The sequence below is a fragment of the Shouchella shacheensis genome (genome assembly GCF_001484965.1).
In the GTDB taxonomy this organism is placed as follows: Bacteria; Bacillota; Bacilli; order Bacillales; family Bacillaceae_D; genus Shouchella; species Shouchella shacheensis.
This window is the reverse complement of the sequence record NZ_KQ947393.1, coordinates 51403-69097: the sequence shown is the minus strand read 5'-3', so window position 1 is coordinate 69097 and position 17695 is coordinate 51403. Positions and strand designations below refer to the sequence as shown.

Genomic DNA, 17695 nt, shown 5'->3' with positions numbered 1-17695 from the left:
GGCGATTTTTCGGAAAGTTGATAAAAGCAGAAGGAAGGGATGTAAGTGAGCTTTAAAGTCGCATTTATCGGTGCAGGAAGTATTGGGTTTACACGTGGGTTATTAAGAGATTTGTTAGCTGTTTCAGAGTTTTCATCCATTGAAGTAGCATTTACAGATATCGATGCAAGGAATTTAGAGATGGTGACGGAACTCTGTCAGCGTGATATTAACGAGAATGGGTTGTCGATTCAAATTCAGTCAACGCTTGATCGAAGAGAGGCGTTAAACGATGCCCGCTATATTTTCTCAGTGGTTCGGATTGGCGGACTGGAGGCATTTGAACATGATATTAATATTCCGCTCGCCTACGGTGTCGATCAATGCGTTGGGGATACGCTAAGCGCTGGCGGCATTATGTACGGCCAGCGGGGTATTCAGGAAATGCTTGAAATCTGTAAGGACATCCGTGACGTCTCAGAAACAGACTGCCTGCTGCTCAATTACGCCAACCCGATGGCGATGTTGACATGGGCCTGCACCAAATATGGCGGCGTAAAAACCATTGGCTTATGCCATGGCGTTCAGGGAGGCCATCGCCAAATTGCGGATGTCTTCAATCTTGAGCAAAAGGACGTTGACATTATTTGTGCAGGAATTAATCACCAGACATGGTACATTCAAATTAAGCACAACGGCAAAGAACTAACGGGTGAGTTACTAGAAGCCTTTGAGAACCATCCAGAATACAGCAAAACAGAGAAAGTTCGTATCGATATGCTGCGTCGTTTTGGTTACTACAGTACGGAATCGAACGGACACCTCAGTGAATATGTTCCTTGGTACCGAAAACGCCCAGAAGAAATTCTTGATTGGATTGATTTGGGAACGTGGATTAACGGAGAAACAGGTGGATATCTTCGGGTCTGTATTGAGGGGCGCAATTGGTTCGTAGAAGATTTCCCAAACTGGATGAAAGAACCAGCTTTTTCATACAAAGAAAGCGAGCGAGGACAGGAACATGGGTCGTACATTATTGAGGCGCTAGAAACAGGTCGTGTGTACCGTGGACATTTTAATGTGCCGAATGGCAATGTGATTACGAATGTACCAACGGATGCCATTATTGAAGCCCCAGGCTATGTGGATCGTAACGGCATTAGCACCCCAGTTGTTGGAGACCTTCCTTTAGGCTGTGCGGCGGTTTGTAACGCCAGCATCTCCGTTCAACGTCTTTCCGTGGAAGCGGCTGTCAGTGGAGATGAACAATTGTTACGTCAGGCCTTTATGATGGATCCTCTTGTTGGAGCCGTTTGCACACCGCCTGAAATTTGGCAGATGGTTGATGATCTCCTTATTGCACAAGAAAGATGGCTGCCACAATATGCGAAAAGTATCCATGAAGCAAAACAGAGGCAAACATCAGAAACACGTATCCCAACGAACACATACGAGGGAGCAGCGCGCTTAAAGACGAAGACGCTTGATGAGATGAAAAAGAACCGAGAAGAAGCGTCAAAGAATGCACGTGAAGCAGATAAAGCGATTGAGCGGCCTTCCCTGTGAATTCCGAAAGTTTGAAGGGGCCCTGGAATGGAGCAGTTCCAGGGTCTTCTTTTTTGCTAGCCTGTTCGTTTACAATTGGGGGAGATTGAAATAACGCTCGGCATTATAGTAACTGATGTTCTGAACCATCTTCCCAAGCCATTCATAGTCCGCCGGCGCTTCTCCTGCTTCTACCCAACTGCCTACAAGATTACATAAAATGCGGCGGAAGTACTCGTGTCTTGTATAAGACATGAAGCTTCTAGAATCCGTCAGCATGCCCACGAATACGCTAAGCAGGCCAATGTTGGCAAGATCCTTCATTTGCTTAATCATCCCATCCTTCTGATCATTGAACCACCAACCAGAGCCAAATTGTACTTTGCCAGGCATTTCATTTGAGGAAAAGTTGCCAATGGCTGAAGCGATCACCTCATTGTAGATCGGGTTGACGGTATAAATAATCGTCTTCGGCAGCTGATTGGTTTGTTCAAGGCTGTTCAAAAAGCCATTGAGAGAACGTGCTATGGGTAAATCTCCCATGGAATCAAACCCTGTGTCTGAACCGACGGAATCAAACATTCGGCGATTGTTATTGCGAAGCGCTCCAAGGTGAAACTGCATCGTCCAGTCAAGCTGATGGTAGATCTCCCCTAAGAAGTGAAGGGTGTACGTTTGATACTGCTCTTCTTCTAAGGGACTCACGAACTCGCCTTTTAAGGCCTTTTCAAAGATGACAGATGCTCCCTCCTTCGTGCAGGACTGGAAGGGAACCGTTTCAAGTCCGTGGTCTGACAAACGGCAGCCCGTTTCATGGAAGAAGGTTGCGCGTTTCTCTAAGGCAGACAGCAGTTGTTCGTATGTAGCAATTCCCTGGTCGCTAACGAGCGCAAGCTCTTGGATGTAGCTGCCAAAGTCAGAAGAGGTTGGTTGAAGCGCTTTATCAGGACGGAACGCTGGATAGACCGCTGTCTGGAAGGTTGAATCTTTAGCCAGTGCTTGGTGAGAGGACAAGGAGTCAACAGGATCATCGGTTGTACAGATCGCTTCGACATTGGACTGCGTGATAATACCTCTTGTGCTGAGTGCTGAATTTTGTAGGCGTTCGTTGACGTTATGCCAGATATCCTCAGCCGTGTGCTCGTTCAACAGTTCGTCGATATCGAAATAGCGCTTCAACTCCAGATGCGTCCAGTCGTAAAGAGGGTTACCGATCGTATATGGAACAACAGCAGCCCATTTTATAAATTTCTCTTGATCGCTTTTCTCTCCCGTAATATAAGCTTCATCGATGCCTAACGCTCGCATCGCGCGCCATTTGTAGTGATCGCCATGCAGCCAAACTTCAGAAATGTTGTTATAACGGCGATCATTTGCGATTTCATAGGGAGAGACATGGCAATGATAGTCGATAATCGGCATATCTCTTGCGTAATCGTGATAGAGACGACGCGACGCTTCATGATGCAGGAGAAAGTCCTCGTGGATAAAAGTTTTGCCTAATTGGTTCACTTACCTCAACTCCTTTATTTAGTTAAACCCAGCTAGCATAAAAAATGTTATCGCTTACAAAAAGGCGATCGAAATTATTGGACTTTTGGATGAGACGAATGTTGTTTCTTTGTGGTTGATTATATCACTTGTAATGCACTGCCACAATGTCATTTTGAAGAATTCGCATAACATTTCTTGATAGGGACCTTTATTCGGTTACCCCCGCTGTTTTGCGTAACTGTTCGAGCTCTGTTTATCTATAGTAACGTGACATTTAACTGTCTGATGACAACACAAAAAAAGGCTGCCCAAGGTTATTTTATAACCTCATGGACAGCACATTAACCCCTGTTACTTCTTCACACGCACTTTCGGCAAGATTTTCTCAATCGGAACTTTTTTCGTCGTGTCCCATGTATCCTCTGTTGCCGGATCGTAGTTTTGCAAGAAGGTGATGACTTCTTTTGTAATCGGCGTCGGGGTAGAGGCGCCGGACGTCACGCCGACCTTCTTCGCGTCTTTGACCCAGTCAAGATCGAGTTCCGACAAATCTCCAATCCGATGAGCAGGAGTGCCGCCGATTTGGTGGGATACCTGGGCAAGGCGGTTGGAATTGTTGCTTTTTGGATCGCCGACAACAATCACCACGTCGCACTCTGAAGCTTGTTCGGCCACGGCCTCTTGACGAACTTGTGTGGCCAGGCAGATTTCGTTATGAACTTCGGCTTTTGGGTAAAGCTCCATCGCGCGCTTCATTATGTCCGAGACGTCCCATTGGCTCATCGTTGTTTGGTTGGTGATGATGATTTTTCGGTCATCGAGTTTCAAGGTTTCAATGTCATCAAGCGTTTCTACTAAGTTCACGGCATCAGGCGCTACGCCTATCGCTCCCTCTGGTTCTGGGTGTCCTTGCTTGCCAACGTAAATAAACTGATAGCCTTCGTTCGCTTTTTCACGAATCAGATCGTGCGTGCGTGTCACGTCAGGGCAAGTGGCATCAACAACAGTGAGGCCTTTCTCTTTAGCAAGCTTGCGAACTTCCGGTGAAACGCCGTGCGCCGTGAAAATCACGGTGCCCTCCGTCACCTCGCGAAGAATCTCTAAACGGTTCGGGCCATCGAGTGAAATGATGCCGTCTTCTTTAAAAGCATCTGTTACATGCTGGTTGTGTACAATTTGACCAAGGATATACAGCGGACGCGGCAAGTCTAGGTTTTGGGCAGCTTGTCTCGCCATCACCATCGCGTCCACGACGCCGTAGCAGTAACCCCTAGGGGAAATTTTTAAAACATCCATGTTTATGGACCTCCTATGCAAAAAAACAGGGCGACTCAACCTCATTTTCATAAGTGGGCGCCCGTTTGATCAATCTGATTCTATTGTAAAGGAGATTGAAGGCTGTGACAATCTTTGTGCATCGCCTAATTTGCTTCGAGCAAATTCGTGTCAATAAATTCGTACGCTTGCTCTTCTGAAAAATTTTGCACAATTGCAAGCTCGCTGGCCAGCATTTGACGCGCTTTTTGCAGGTGATGCCTATCCTGAATATGCAGCCCATTCGAGCGCTCGCCTTGTTTCTTATGAAGCGAGGAGACAAGATAAGCCGCATCAATAATACTGCCGCTTTTAAGCAGGTTTTCCGTTTCGCGCGAAAATTGACTCGTCGATGGAGGGGTGTCCGGTCCACTTTGAAGCGCTTTTGCGACAGTGTTAATTTCAGAAGATGGAATGACCTGCCTTAGACCGGACTGATCAATTCGATTCTCCGGAAGCATTAACGTAATGTCGACAAGCGGAAAATGCAAAATGTAGTAGGAGTGGGTTTCTCCAAGTACATCTTTTTCTTCAATTTCTTGAATGATCCCTGCCCCGTGGTAGGGGTACACAACATGGTCACCAACTTTAAACATGGACATTCCTCCAATCAAGTGATAGCGTCAATTGTACCACAAATGAAGGCAAATTTCAAATTATACTATCTTGTGCGGAGACTTGTCAATAAAAAATCTCGAAGAAAAAGGACTAAACATAAAGCTTGGGCATTGATTGCCCATTGGTCGTTGAGCCGGTTCTAGAAGGTCGTTTAACCTTTGTTCGCTTCACTTCCTTCGTACGTTCTCCTGCTTCATCGGTCTGGGATGTAGGCGGGCTGGAGTTGCTCGATTCGGGGGCTTCTTTTAGCTGATTAGATGATTCTGTCTCCTGGCTTGGTTCGGCCGCTTGACTAGCTTCCTCCTCATTTCCAGACCCACGCATGATTTTCCAAAGGGCAGGGGCGTTTTTAATAAATGGTCCATACTGCTGAACCATTGGTGCCACTTGCTGGGTAAGCCCCATCACTCGTTGGGTGTTATCGAGAATTGTCGAAAAGTTCAACCCACCAAGTGCTCGACCAGCGCCAGACCCTAGCGCTCCTGAGCCGAATCTAGATGTCGCGCCACCAAGAAGGCGTGAAAGCAAACCAGCGCCCCTTCCCGCGGATAAGGCTCCGCCAGCAGCCTGCGGGGCAGCTCCAGCTGCCGGAAAGCCTGCACCGACTGCGCCCATGCCTGTAGGTGCGCCCATCCCCATTCCAGCTGGGGGCCCCATGAAACCTCCCCCACCTAAGAAGCGACTCGCCCCCACCGCCGCCTGTTGCACAGGCATCGAACTTGCTGGGGGACCTAAAAAATGTTGCATCTGTATTTCCTCCTTTGTCCGTCCTCTTTCCTTTATTTATATGCACAGGCACTCGTGGAAGTGACCGTTGCCTAAGGCAATAGACTCATGCCTCGACGTGTGCTAAAATGAAGTATTGCAAACAGAATCGTGAGAAAGTAGGAACTAACCAATGACGGCAGAAAATTTTAAACGATTTGGCTTGAACAATCGATTGATCGAAGCGCTCAGCCAGGAGGGCTTGAGCCAGCCTACTCAGATCCAGGAACGATTGATTCCAGCCATTTTAAATCGACGAGATGTGATTGGACAATCCCAAACGGGCACAGGAAAGACATTCGCTTTTCTTCTTCCAATGGTTGAGAATCTTGAGCTTGAGACCCAGGAGTTACAAGCGATTGTCACTGCGCCAACCCGAGAGCTTGCGACGCAGCTTTTTGAAGAGTTAAAGAAGCTGCTTGCCTTCTACGAAGGAGGTGTGGACGCGCGCTTGCTTGTAGGGGGAACCGATCGCATGCGGTTCTCAGAGAAGCTTAAAAAAAAGCAGCCCCATATTGTGATTGGCACGCCAGGACGAATTCAAGACCTCATCGGTGATTCTTCGCTGCTTGTTCATACCGCGACATCCTATGTGGTTGATGAAGCCGATCAAATGTTGGATATGGGCTTTATCGAAGATGTTGACCGTATCGCCAGTGCTATGAACGGGAAGTTGCAAATGCTTGTGTTCTCCGCGACCATTCCAGAGAAACTACAGCCTTTTTTGAAAAAGTATATGAACAACCCCCGCCATGTGCATATCCAGCCAGAAAAGCAGGCCGCAGAGAAGATCACGCATCAGCTCGTCCCTGTACGACACCGTGAAAAGCTGCCCCTGTTAACGGAGATCGCCAAGCATGTAAACCCCTACCTCGCTCTTGTGTTTGCGAACACGAAGGAGCGAGCGGATGAGCTCGCGGATACGCTTGCGGCTGCTGGTCTCAATGTGGACCGACTTCACGGAGGACTGGCCCCGCGGGAGCGAAAAAAAGTGATGAAGCGGGTGCATGATGGCGGGGTCCAGTATTTGGTGGCGACTGACCTCGCGGCAAGGGGTATCGATATTGAAGGGGTTAGTCATATCATCAATTATGAATTTCCATCTGATCTTGACTTCTATATTCACCGCGTCGGACGAACGGCGAGAGCCGGGGCAGATGGGCTGGCGATCTCCCTGTATGAACAAAGTGATCAAGAAGCGTGTGCGAAACTCGCGAAACGCGGCGTGACCTTTTCCTTTGTCGAGCTAAAGAAAGGGGAATGGGTTCCTCTTGCAAAAGCGCCTCTTGGGGCCGGCGGGATTGTAGAAAGTCGTCCTAAAAAAACGACTGAAACGAAGCAAAAAGCAGAAGCACCTTCACCGAAAGCTTCGGGGGGGAAGGCGAAAGCAAAGCCGAAAAAGGTCAAGCCAGCGTACAAGAGAAAAGCACGTACGGCTCAGGAAAAACGTAACAAACAAAGCCGTCGTTCCTCCGCGCGAAAAGGGAAATGAAAAGAGAGGAGTGAGGGGAGTCCGCGAAGGGCTCGCCTCACGCAGTGTCCAATGGAATCATTAGTAGGTTCATAGAAAACGTAAAAATAGAGGTGGAACATGTCACTTTTAATTGGCTCACATGTCTCAATGAGCGGAAAGAAGATGCTGCTCGCTTCAAGTGAGGAAGCGGCTTCTTACGGGGCATCAACATTTATGATTTATACAGGAGCGCCGCAAAACACAAGGCGTAAAGCGATTGAAGACTTAAATATTGAAGAAGGCGCCGCCCATATGATGGAGCACGGGCTTACAAATATTGTTGTCCATGCCCCTTACATTATTAACATTGCCAACACCGAAAAACCAGCGACCTTTACGCTCGGTGTTGATTTCTTACGCTCGGAGATTGAACGGACCGAGGCCCTTGGTGCGAAGCAAATCGTGTTGCACCCTGGCGCCCACGTAGGCGCTGGCGCTGAGGCGGGGATCAAAAAAATCATCGAAGGTTTGAATGAAGTGCTAACGGAGAAGCGTGACGTTCAGGTAGCACTCGAGACCATGGCTGGCAAAGGCTCAGAATGCGGGCGTTCGTTTGAAGAGTTAGCAACGATTATGGACGGTGTTACTCACAACGAGCGGTTGTCGGTTTGCTTTGATACATGCCATGCCCACGATGCTGGTTATGACATTATTAATGATTTGGATGGCGTGCTTGAGGAGTTTGATTCCATTATTGGTCTTGATCGCCTTAAGGTCCTTCATGTGAATGACAGCAAAAACGAACGTGGAGCCGCTAAGGACCGCCATGAGAACATCGGTCACGGACATATCGGCTTTGAAGCGTTGAACCAGATTGTGCACCATTCAGCTTTTGAAGGCCTTCCGAAAATTCTCGAAACCCCGTACATTGGCGTCGAGAAGAAAGACAAAAAGCCGCCATATAAGCATGAGATTGCCATGTTTCGCGGAGAAGAGAGCCAACCAATTCAAAGATAAAGGAGAAGGCAGGCTCACAAGGGGCCTGCCTTCTTTTTGGCTAGCTCGGGCGGGGAGAAGCGTCGAGATTTTCGCCCTGACAACGAAATCTAAAGTCGGATTTCGTTTGTCAGGCCTTCCAAAATCCTCGCTCCTATTCGACCCGCCTGCGCTTTTCCTGATCCAGCTCCGGCGGGTAGAAGCTCGAGATTTTTCAGTCCTGGCCCAAAATCCAAAACCGGGATTTCTGGTCCAGGCCTTCCAAAATTCTCGCTCCTGACCAACCCGCTTGCGCTTTTCGACCTACTTGAGCAGGTGTTCAAACTGACCGAGAAGTTCTTGGACGATGCCTGCCACGTGAGCGTCTGTCTCTGTTTGTAACCGGTGAATAATGGCGTCGACCTGCTGCCTGTTGCCAACATCTACTTTTTCAGAGTGAATGATGGAAAGCACCTTTTTCGCTTGTGCCGGTGAAAGACTGTACCCGTGCTGACGCGCAAGTTGGAGGAACTCAGGCTCCGTCATAGAATTGATTTTTTGATTCACGAGCTGCTGCATGATGAAATTCATAAGATGTCATCGCCCCTTTGTTGAACATTGCTACAGTATATGGCCAACTAATTAAAATGTGCCCAAAATAAAGGAAAAAACCAGTCAGCAACGAATACCTACCTATAGACCTAACTGTAGATCAAAAGTTGAAAATAAATGACAATATGTCGCGAAAGTCTTCAAAAATTCTCACAATATCTATGTGAACGTATTTCATAGAGAAGGAGGAGCTTTAGTGAACAGCCATTCAATGTGCAATCAAACAACCCCAGAAGGGAACAAAGATATGTGGCAGCAGACAAAGCTATCATTGGGGAAAGTAGAAGAACTCTCGAATTATAAAGAGACGATCGATACAGAGCGCTCGATGCAAGCGTTGATCGAAGAGCTCAATCTTCCTTACATAAAGGTGGATGAATACCAACAGGTGATCGGCTGGAACACGCCGTTTTTGGCCATTTTTGGACTAATGGATGATGACCTTAGGCACCAATTCGTAGGCAAACTCGCGATATCCATTCCGGTGTTTAGCTTTATGGAAATGTATTTAACAAAATCGATACGAACGAAGAAAGTCGAGAAGGGGATTTTTGAGATGGACGACATCATCGTCCATCTCCATTTCTTCCCAGATGTCAAAAATCAATCACGCTCAACGTACGTCATTCTGGAAGATCTCACTCTTGAAAAAAAATTCGAGCATTTGCTTACCTTCCATCATCAAATGGAAGCCGTTTCTCACATTGCTGCAAGTGTGGCTCATGAGCTGCGCAATCCGCTCTCTGTCATCAAAGGATTTTTACAGCTTTCTCATTTAACGAATGACTTTGAAAAGTACTATGGCACAATTCTCTCTGAATTGAACCGCATGAATGTCATTATCGAAGACTTTCTTTCTGTTTCCAGAAAGAAAATGGACCGCAAATGGCAGTCACCGGTTCTACTGATTCGCTCTCTTTTTGAAATCATACGCGCAGAATGCTCGCTGCATAATGTGGAGCTTCAATTTGACATCCAACACTCATCGGCCATTTGTCATGTGAACGAATCGATGTTCAAACAAGTGATCTTGAACTTGCTTCGTAATTCAATTGAAGCCTACGCCTCCTCAAACAGTTCCAGAACTTTGAAGGTGAAGACACAATTCACGGGGGACGAAGTCGTCATTGAAATCTCTGATAATGGCGAGGGAATGCCAGAGGAAGTACTCGGTAACCTGGGGAAACCTTTTTTTACGACAAAGGAGCGAGGAACAGGCGTCGGGATCCCGCTCTGCAAAAAAATCATTGAAGACCACGGAGGCTCATTCCATGTTGAAAGTGAGTGCGAAGTGGGCACAAAGGTAGCGATCCGATTGCCAGTTCTTCTATAATTTACTAGTGAGTCTGGAAAGCTTGATATGTCGCCTCTCAGGATGGGGCCTCTCCGAAACACGGAGAAAACGGGAGAACGAGAGAGGTTGACTTCGATTTTCCCATGTTAGTCGCAGGTAATGGCGAGAAATTTGCGTCTCTCGGTTGTGCACCAAGTTGTCCGCCACCTTCTTTTCGCCTATGCTTTCCTTTGGACATAAGAGTCTAAAGGAGAGTGGACTACATGAAGCAACGCTTTTTGATCGGGAGCCTTTTAACAGTTGCAGTGATCGTGCTCTATATATCGGTGGAAAACAGTGCGCTTAAACATCAAATCGCGCAGCAAGAAGAGGAACGTTGGCAGACGTATGAAAACTTAGAGAGGGACTTAATGCAGACCAACTTACAAACAAAAGACTTGGAAAGCAATTATAACTCTTGGGTCCAATCGATGGATCTTGCGGAGGAACTGCATGAGCATAGCGACGGTCATTTTAAGAAGGAATGGGGACTTTTTCTCGGAGAATTAAGCCAGCAAAAGCAGATCGATCCCTATCTTGTCTACGAACTACTGAAAGTAGAAAGCGGGAACGAGTTTAACCCCAAAGCGGTTGGACCTGAAACCGAGTACGGGAGGGCTTATGGGCTTGCCCAATTTATGACGAATACGGCTCCGTGGATTGCCGACTTGGCGGGAGTGGAGTACAAGAAGGAGCATCTCTTTAATCCTCTGTATTCCATTCAGCTGTCTGTACAGTATTTGGAGCTGTTATATGAGGAATACGGCAACTGGGATTACGCTTTAACGGCTTATCATCGCGGCATGGGCGGGCTCAATGAGTACGTGTCTGAGCATGGACATGCAAGAAGTGACTACGCCACCACGATCCAACAAAACGCGCAAATGCATAGCGAAAGTTCGATTGTGTTTGCCGAATGATTAGAGAAAAACGCTGACCGTGGTCGGCGTTTTTAGCGTTGTTTCTAGCTGCGGCGGGTAGTAGCTCGGGATTTTTCAGTCCTGCCCCGAAATCCAAACCTAGGATTTCTGGTGCAGGCCTTCCAAAATCCTCACTTCTCAGCGACCCGCCTGCGCTTTTTGTCTTGGCGCGGCTTTTTAGGTCAGCTCCTTAGGCATGAAAAAACCTTGCCCATTTTGGTCGCTCCTCCTAGACATTTGTGCAGAAATCGCTATAATAAGGGAAGGATTAAATCGGAATCATTCTTATGAGGAGGGGAGACGTAAATGGAACACACGAAGCAAGTGCTTGCGAACGTCGATCAAGTGCAGTTTCAATACGGCAAGCGCGTGGTTTTAGCAGATGTGTCTCTACAAATAGAGCGAGGTTCATTCGTTGGCTTAGTCGGGCCGAACGGTTCGGGCAAATCAACATTAGTCAGATTGCTGTTAGGTCTCCTGCGTCCGGATTCAGGCCAGGTTCAGCTATTTGGAGAGCCGGTGAGCAAATTTAAGCGCTGGGATAAAATTGGCTACGTGTCGCAAAAAGCCAATAGCTTTAGCAGTGGCTTTCCGGCAAGCGTCTATGAAGTCGTTTCGATGGGCTTGTATGGAAAATTGGGGTTGTTCCGCTTCTTGCGTAAAAAAGATAAGCGAAAAGTCATTGAAGCCGTCCATCAAGTGGGGATGCAGGATTATTTATACGAAAACATTGGGGAGCTCTCAGGCGGCCAGCAGCAACGTGTTTTTATTGCTAGAGCTCTTGTCAGCGATCCAGAAATGCTGATCTTAGATGAACCGACAGTCGGGGTCGATACAACAAGTGTTGAGCAATTTTACGGCTTGCTTCGGACGTTGAACGAAGAGCATGGCAAGACGTTGCTTTTGATTACTCACGATGTAGGGGCAATGACGACGTATGTAAGCGAAGTGGCTTGTTTAAATAAATACATTCACTTTCACGGAGGCTCTAAGGAATTTGCGGCCAAGAAAGACAAACTCGCTTTTTACGGACATGATGTTCATCTCTTAACTCACGAGCATGATCACGACCATGAAGGAGCCCGTCAGCATGCTTGATATGGTTCATGCGTTCCTGTCCTATGATTTTTTGCGTTATGCCCTGTTTACAGGTATGATGATTGGCGTTCTGGCACCGGTCCTCGGTGTTTTTCTTGTTGTGCGCCGTATGTCGCTCATCGCTGATGCTCTCTCGCATATTACGCTCTCAGGAATTGCTTTCAGTTTACTGCTCGGCAAGTATTCGGTCTTCATGACAGGGGTGAATCCTTTGTTCATGGGCATGGCCTTTTCCATTGGGGGCGCCCTGTTTATGGAGAAGCTGCGGCAGGTGTATACGCATTATAAAGAAATCGCGATTCCCATTATTATGTCTGCAGGAATCGGGCTCGGCGTCATCTTTATCTCACTTGCCGATGGTTTCAACAATGATTTAATGAACTATTTGTTTGGCTCGGTCATTGCTGTCACGCGGACGGACTTCACGACGATTTCTGTGATCACTGTGATTGTGTCTGTTGTACTGATCCTTTTTTATAAAGAGCTTTTCTTTCTATCCTTTGATGAGGAGCAAGCGGTTGTCTCTGGAATCAACAAGCGACTGGTTCACCTCGTTTTTATTGTGATGGTCGCTCTTGTGATTGCTGCCTCGATGCGGATTGTTGGGATTCTGCTTGTCTCTGCGCTTATGACGTTGCCTGTAGCGGCGGCCATGCGGTTTGCCAAAGGCTTCAAGCAACTTTTTTACTACTCGGTCCTGTTCGGAGAGATCGCCGTGGTGGGAGGACTAATTAGTGCTTATCAATTTAATCTCGCTCCAGGTGGGACGATTGTGATGATTGCGGTTGTGCTGCTTCTCCTATCCCTCGTGATTGCGAAAAACAAGAAAAACCGAGTCAGTGCCTACTTGATGCAGAGAAAACAGGCGAAGTGATAGTCATCAGGGCAAGAATGATGTAAAATAAAAGCATATGAATGAGGAGGGAGCTCGATGGATGTTTCAGGAGCGCTCGCTCGGTTGAAAGAGCGTGGGTACAAATATACAGGCAAGCGGGAGGACATGCTAAAGTTGTTTGCGGGAGACGCGCGTTATCTCGCAGCCAAAGATGTTCTTGATGCCATGCAGGATGTGCATCCGGGGTTAAGCTTTGACACGATCTACCGGAATCTGTCTCTCTTCGCACAGCTTGATATTCTTGAGACGACAGAGCTGGAGGGGGAAAAGCGCTTTCGCTTTAGCTGTCAAACAGCTTCCCACCATCATCATTTGATTTGCCTAGAATGTGGAAAGACCAAACACTTTCATTCTTGTCCGATGGATGCTTCGATTGAAGGCGAATTTCCGGACTTTCAAGTAACAGGTCATAAATTTGAAATTTACGGTACATGCGAAAATTGTCAAAATGTGGAACGATAGAGCTGATCCTTTTAGGGACCCGCTCTTTTCGTGTTTGTTAAGAAAAAGGGAAGGGAATAGAAATGCAGACAAAGCGTAGGAGGCGAAATCATGATGAAGCAACAGCAATTGATCTTACAGGAACGACCAAATGGGCTACCAGATGGGAACACCTTTCAATTTAAGGAAGTAGAAGTCGCAAGCCCTAAAGGGAATCAAGTATTACTGAGAACGCTTTATGTTTCTGTTGACCCGTATATGCGCGGAAGAATGTCAGAGGGTCCCTCATATGTAGAGCCTTTCGAAGTAGGTACGCCGCTGAACGGTGGCGTGGTTGCGCAAGTGGTTGAATCAAACGATGAGAAACTTGCAACGGGCGATTTGGTGACTGGAAACCTTGCGTTTCAAGAGTACAATGTAGTCGAGGCAAACAGGGTTCGCAAAGTTGACACGTACGGACTAAGTCCGAGCGTCGCTCTTGGAGTACTTGGTATGCCCGGATTAACTGCTTATTTCGGGATGATGCACGTTGGCAAGCCAAAAGAGGGAGAGACGGTGGTTGTTTCTGGGGCAGCGGGAGCGGTTGGTCAAGTTGCTGGTCAGCTCGCAAAAAAAGCGGGGGCGCACGTGATCGGAATTGTCGGTTCAAAAGAAAAAGCCTCCTACATCACAGAAACACTTGGTTACGATGGTGCTGTTGAGTACAAAAACGGCGATGTCTTCGGACAGCTAAGAAAAACGTGTCCTGATGGCATTGATGTCTACTTTGAGAATGTTGGCGGTGACATTTCTGATGCTGTTTGGCCACAGCTAAACACTTTCGCTCGCGTCCCCGTCTGCGGTGCGATCTCCTCCTACAATCTTGAGGAAGGGGAGTTGGATAAAGGGTTACGTGTGCAGGGCTTTCTTATCAAGGCGCGTGCAAAGATGCAAGGGTTTCTTGTTGGTGATTTTGCGAAGCAGTATGACGAAGCGTATAAAGTGCTTGGAAGTGCTGTCTCAAAAGGCGAGTTGAAATTTGAAGAGACGATTCACGAGGGATTTACGGCGATTCCAGAAGCGTTTCTCGGGCTCTTTTCGGGCGAAAACCTAGGGAAGCAGCTTGTAAAAGTTTCGGACCCCAGTTAAGGACATGCCACGGACTTCCACTCATATCCCTTAGCGATTGGCTCACACTATTCTCAGGGAGGGGATTTTGTGAGCAAAACGATGGTGAAATGCAATGTTGCGAACTGTACGTTCTGGAAATCGGGGAACCGTTGTGGTGCTGATGAGATTCTTGTTGAAATTGATGCCCATGCGCATATCGATTTTGATACGGAGGCGAGCTCCGAGCTGTCAGTGAAGCATGAAGACAAAGCGAAGAAAAGCGCCGAGACATGTTGCCATACTTTCCGTCTAGCTGAAAAATAAGGCAAGCCAAAGACACCGGGAATCGGTGTCTTTGGCTCGTTTAGGGTGGATAAATGTGCGGATCGGTCGCCAGCACATTACTTTAGGGTTTGGTAGTGGCAAGAAGCCACTTGTTGACCCATTCTCTTGCTTCCTTCCATCCGCTTACCCGAATCACGCCCTCAGGGGCAGGCATTCGATTGTACGGGGTATCAAAAAGAATGACGGGAATGTTGAACTCCTCGTGTATCGCTACAGCGTTATCGTGCTTGTCCTCAAAGAACACATCCACCTGCTGCTCCCTGACGGCTTCGATTTTATTGTGGCCTCCGACGAGTTCGATGTGTGTAAAAGGAAGCGATCGCTCGTTGAACCAGGCGGTGGTGACTTCTTCATGGTGTTTGCGACGTGCGGTGATAAAAACCAAGTCATGCTTTTTGCTCCACTCGCGCAGTGTTTCCTCTGCGTCTTTGGCAAATTCAGCATTGGAGTAAATGGTCGGCTCATGTTCATCCATCCACTTGGAGAATTCCATCTCACTGATTTTTAAAACCGTCGTTAAATCATATTCAAGCAAATCATTGAATGTTAAGTGCTGATTAAAGTGTTGATTCAAATAAGGGATAAAGGTCGCTGGGTCGGTAATGGTGCCGTCAATGTCAAGACCAAGCCGTTTTTTCATACGCTCACCTCGTTATCAAATTCTAATTCGTACATGCAAACATTGTCACCACTAAATGAACGGCTTTCCACACACACTAAATGTATCTATAGAAAGGAGGCAAGGTAGATGACAGAGAACCGAGCCGAAAGAAAATCCAAGGACAAACCGGTACAATTGGTGGACGAAGACGATCCGTCGCTCACCTTTTTAAACACCCATGTTGAAGGGCATGATGAAGAGAAGGGAAGCGAGTATGTGGCCTCCGGTAAAAACGATCGAATAAATAATGAAGAAATGGCGGCAGAATTTCCTGCGCTGAATGGAATGAGATCTGGTAAGGAGGAGAACGGACAACACGAGGATGAATTAAGCCCAACCTCAAGAGGGAAGGGAATTGGTACCTTTGCCATCGTTCTCTCGCTTTTATCTCTCTTCTTTTTACCTGTTTTACTTGGGATTGCCGGCATTGCTTGCGGCGTCGTGACGCTGACGAGAGGAGCGCGAGCGCTTGGCATCTGGGCCATCTCCATTGGCGCCGTCTCCATCGTAAGCACCATTCTCTTCTCCCCGTATTTTTAGACCGAAAAGCGGAGGCGCCCTGCACACGAGCGACAAGTTCTGGAGCGACGGCAGAATCAAGCCTGGTTTTGGCTTGATCTGGCGGCGTGAAGAAACCTCGAGCGAGTGGGCGCCGCAGCTAGACAAACCGAAAAGCGGAGGCGGGTTGGTCAGGAGCGAGAATTTTGGAAGGCCTGCCCTAGAAATCCCGGTTTTGGATTTCAGGGGAGGACTGAAAAATCTCGAGCTTCTACCCGCCGCAGCTAGACAAACCGAAAAGCGGAGGCGGGTTGGTCAGGAACGAGAATTTTGGAGACCCGATAAAAGAAATCACGGTGTTGGTTTTCGTTATCGGGGCGAAAAATCTTGAGCTTCTACCCGCCGCAGCTGGATCAGTCGAAAAGCGAAGGCGCGTTCCTTTCAGCCTGAGCTAGAAAAAGCCGGCTCATGAAGAGTCGGCTTTTTGGTTCGCTTCTGTCGACCTGCCTAAAACAGTTCGTTTAGTTAAGCTGAGCTTCATGCTGCTGCTTTGCATAATGTTCTTCGGCTAACTTATCGACTTCTTTTTTAAGTTCCTCGACCATGGTTTCTTCCGGAACCTTTCTGACAATCTCACCTTTCATAAACAAGAGACCTTCTCCGCGCGCGCCGGCGATGCCAATGTCGGCTTCCCTTGCTTCCCCGGGACCGTTCACAGCACAGCCAAGGACCGCGACTTTAATCGGTGCTTTAACAGTTGAGATGTATTCCTCAACTTCATTGGCAATGCTGATCAGGTCAATTTCAATCCGCCCGCATGTTGGGCAGGAGATTAATGTTGCTGCATTGGAGGCAAGGCCAAATGATTTCAAAAGCTCGCGGCCCACCTTTACCTCTTCTACAGGATCAGCGGAGAGAGAAACACGGAGCGTATTGCCAATGCCCATATTTAGGAGTGTTCCAAGACCCGCAGCGCTTTTTACCGTTCCAGCAAATAGCGTCCCAGACTCAGTGATTCCTAAGTGAAGCGGGTAGCTAAATGCTTGCGCCGCTTTTTCATACGCTTCTACCGCCAAGTGAACGTCTGAGGCTTTCATTGACACAATAATGTCATGAAAATCTAGGTCTTCAAGAATTTTAATGTGATGCAAGGCACTTTCCACCATGGCATCGGCAGTAGGGTAGCCATATTTCTCAAGAAGATGGCGTTCCAAGGACCCCGCATTCACGCCAATACGAATGGGGATGCCTTTTTCTTTGGCGGCCTTAACGACAGCCTCCACTTTATCTCGTTTCCCAATATTCCCTGGGTTAATGCGGATTTTATCTGCGCCGCCTTCAATGGCTTTAAGCGCGAGCTTGTAGTTAAAGTGAATATCAACAACGAGTGGAATGTTGATTTGCTTTTTAATGTCTGCGATCGCTTCAGCAGCCCGCATGTCTGGACATGCGACACGAACAATTTGACATCCTGCTTCTTCCAAACGGTTAATTTCAGCGACCGTCGCTTCTACGTCGTGCGTTTTTGTCGTCGCCATACTTTGGATAACGACTTCATCATTGCCACCAATGGTCAAATTACCAACCTTGACGGGTCGGGTATTCGTACGGTGAACCAATTCGGTCATGGACCTATCGCTCCTTTGAGGCGCTCTTGCCT

At 47.6% G+C, this 17695-nt stretch carries 18 protein-coding genes; 11 read left to right on the top strand and 7 right to left on the bottom strand.

The features are described 5' to 3' along the window. Positions 1-45: 45 nt before the first annotated feature. Positions 46-1545 carry an alpha-glucosidase/alpha-galactosidase gene (locus tag AVZ68_RS00405; RefSeq protein WP_059102569.1) on the top strand — a complete coding sequence of 500 codons (1500 nt, stop codon included), beginning with the start codon at positions 46-48 and terminating at the stop codon, positions 1543-1545. Between the two features lie 69 nt (positions 1546-1614). Here AVZ68_RS00405 and uxaC read toward each other — a convergent pair whose 3' ends face one another. From uxaC to vrrA, 4 genes are all read right to left on the bottom strand, one after another. Continuing rightward, complete coding sequence (gene uxaC, locus AVZ68_RS00400; RefSeq protein ID WP_059102568.1) at positions 1615-3036, bottom strand: glucuronate isomerase; 1422 nt, start codon at positions 3034-3036, stop codon at positions 1615-1617. Between the two features lie 333 nt (positions 3037-3369). Continuing rightward, positions 3370-4314 (bottom strand): 4-hydroxy-3-methylbut-2-enyl diphosphate reductase, encoded by a 945-nt coding sequence (locus AVZ68_RS00395; protein ID WP_059102567.1) that lies wholly within the window; start codon positions 4312-4314, stop codon positions 3370-3372. 125 nt (positions 4315-4439) lie between these two features. Then, positions 4440-4928: a CarD family transcriptional regulator gene (locus tag AVZ68_RS00390; RefSeq protein ID WP_059102566.1), complete on the bottom strand. Its 489-nt coding sequence runs from the start codon at positions 4926-4928 to the stop codon at positions 4440-4442. Positions 4929-5040: 112 nt separating this feature from the next. Then, positions 5041-5697, bottom strand: a complete 657-nt coding sequence (vrrA, locus tag AVZ68_RS00385; protein WP_059102565.1) for a VrrA/YqfQ family protein — start codon at positions 5695-5697, stop codon at positions 5041-5043. Between the two features lie 151 nt (positions 5698-5848). Between vrrA and AVZ68_RS00380 the strand changes: the two genes are divergently transcribed. Together AVZ68_RS00380 and AVZ68_RS00375 are read left to right on the top strand one after the other, a co-directional pair. Continuing rightward, a complete protein-coding gene (locus AVZ68_RS00380; RefSeq protein ID WP_059102564.1) occupies positions 5849-7207 on the top strand; it encodes a DEAD/DEAH box helicase in 1359 nt (452 codons plus the stop codon). Positions 7208-7306: 99 nt separating this feature from the next. Then, positions 7307-8185: a deoxyribonuclease IV gene (locus tag AVZ68_RS00375; RefSeq protein WP_059102563.1), complete on the top strand. Its 879-nt coding sequence runs from the start codon at positions 7307-7309 to the stop codon at positions 8183-8185. Positions 8186-8467: 282 nt separating this feature from the next. On the opposite strand, the gene AVZ68_RS00370 is transcribed toward AVZ68_RS00375, so the two are convergent. Continuing rightward, positions 8468-8734 carry a DUF2624 domain-containing protein gene (locus AVZ68_RS00370; RefSeq protein ID WP_059102562.1) on the bottom strand — a complete coding sequence of 89 codons (267 nt, stop codon included), beginning with the start codon at positions 8732-8734 and terminating at the stop codon, positions 8468-8470. Between the two features lie 217 nt (positions 8735-8951). Between AVZ68_RS00370 and AVZ68_RS00365 the strand changes: the two genes are divergently transcribed. The 7 genes from AVZ68_RS00365 to AVZ68_RS00335 all read left to right on the top strand — a co-directional run bounded on the left by AVZ68_RS00365 (position 8952) and on the right by AVZ68_RS00335 (position 14855). Beyond that, a complete protein-coding gene (locus AVZ68_RS00365; RefSeq protein ID WP_157404540.1) occupies positions 8952-10088 on the top strand; it encodes a two-component system sensor histidine kinase NtrB in 1137 nt (378 codons plus the stop codon). A 224-nt stretch (positions 10089-10312) separates the two neighbouring features. Further along, complete coding sequence (locus AVZ68_RS00360; RefSeq protein WP_059102561.1) at positions 10313-11008, top strand: lytic transglycosylase domain-containing protein; 696 nt, start codon at positions 10313-10315, stop codon at positions 11006-11008. Between the two features lie 306 nt (positions 11009-11314). Beyond that, positions 11315-12106: a metal ABC transporter ATP-binding protein gene (locus tag AVZ68_RS00355; RefSeq protein WP_059102560.1), complete on the top strand. Its 792-nt coding sequence runs from the start codon at positions 11315-11317 to the stop codon at positions 12104-12106. A gap of 1 nt (position 12107) precedes the next feature. Continuing rightward, a complete protein-coding gene (locus AVZ68_RS00350; protein WP_059102895.1) occupies positions 12108-12980 on the top strand; it encodes a metal ABC transporter permease in 873 nt (290 codons plus the stop codon). A 57-nt stretch (positions 12981-13037) separates the two neighbouring features. After that, positions 13038-13463 (top strand): Fur family transcriptional regulator, encoded by a 426-nt coding sequence (locus tag AVZ68_RS00345; RefSeq protein ID WP_059102559.1) that lies wholly within the window; start codon positions 13038-13040, stop codon positions 13461-13463. Between the two features lie 87 nt (positions 13464-13550). Next, entirely contained in the window at positions 13551-14570 is a 1020-nt protein-coding gene (locus AVZ68_RS00340) for an NADP-dependent oxidoreductase (protein WP_245628039.1), read from the top strand. A gap of 69 nt (positions 14571-14639) precedes the next feature. Continuing rightward, positions 14640-14855, top strand: coding sequence for a DUF1540 domain-containing protein (locus AVZ68_RS00335; RefSeq protein WP_245628027.1), 216 nt, complete (start codon positions 14640-14642; stop codon positions 14853-14855). Between the two features lie 82 nt (positions 14856-14937). On the opposite strand, the gene AVZ68_RS00330 is transcribed toward AVZ68_RS00335, so the two are convergent. Further along, positions 14938-15516, bottom strand: coding sequence for a 5' nucleotidase, NT5C type (locus AVZ68_RS00330; RefSeq protein ID WP_059102558.1), 579 nt, complete (start codon positions 15514-15516; stop codon positions 14938-14940). Positions 15517-15624: 108 nt separating this feature from the next. Here AVZ68_RS00330 and AVZ68_RS00325 point away from each other — a divergent pair, with 108 nt between their 5' ends. Continuing rightward, positions 15625-16077 carry a hypothetical protein gene (locus AVZ68_RS00325; protein ID WP_059102557.1) on the top strand — a complete coding sequence of 151 codons (453 nt, stop codon included), beginning with the start codon at positions 15625-15627 and terminating at the stop codon, positions 16075-16077. 479 nt (positions 16078-16556) lie between these two features. On the opposite strand, the gene ispG is transcribed toward AVZ68_RS00325, so the two are convergent. Beyond that, a complete protein-coding gene (gene ispG / locus AVZ68_RS00315; RefSeq protein WP_059102555.1) occupies positions 16557-17663 on the bottom strand; it encodes a flavodoxin-dependent (E)-4-hydroxy-3-methylbut-2-enyl-diphosphate synthase in 1107 nt (368 codons plus the stop codon). Between the last annotated feature and the right edge of the window lie 32 nt (positions 17664-17695).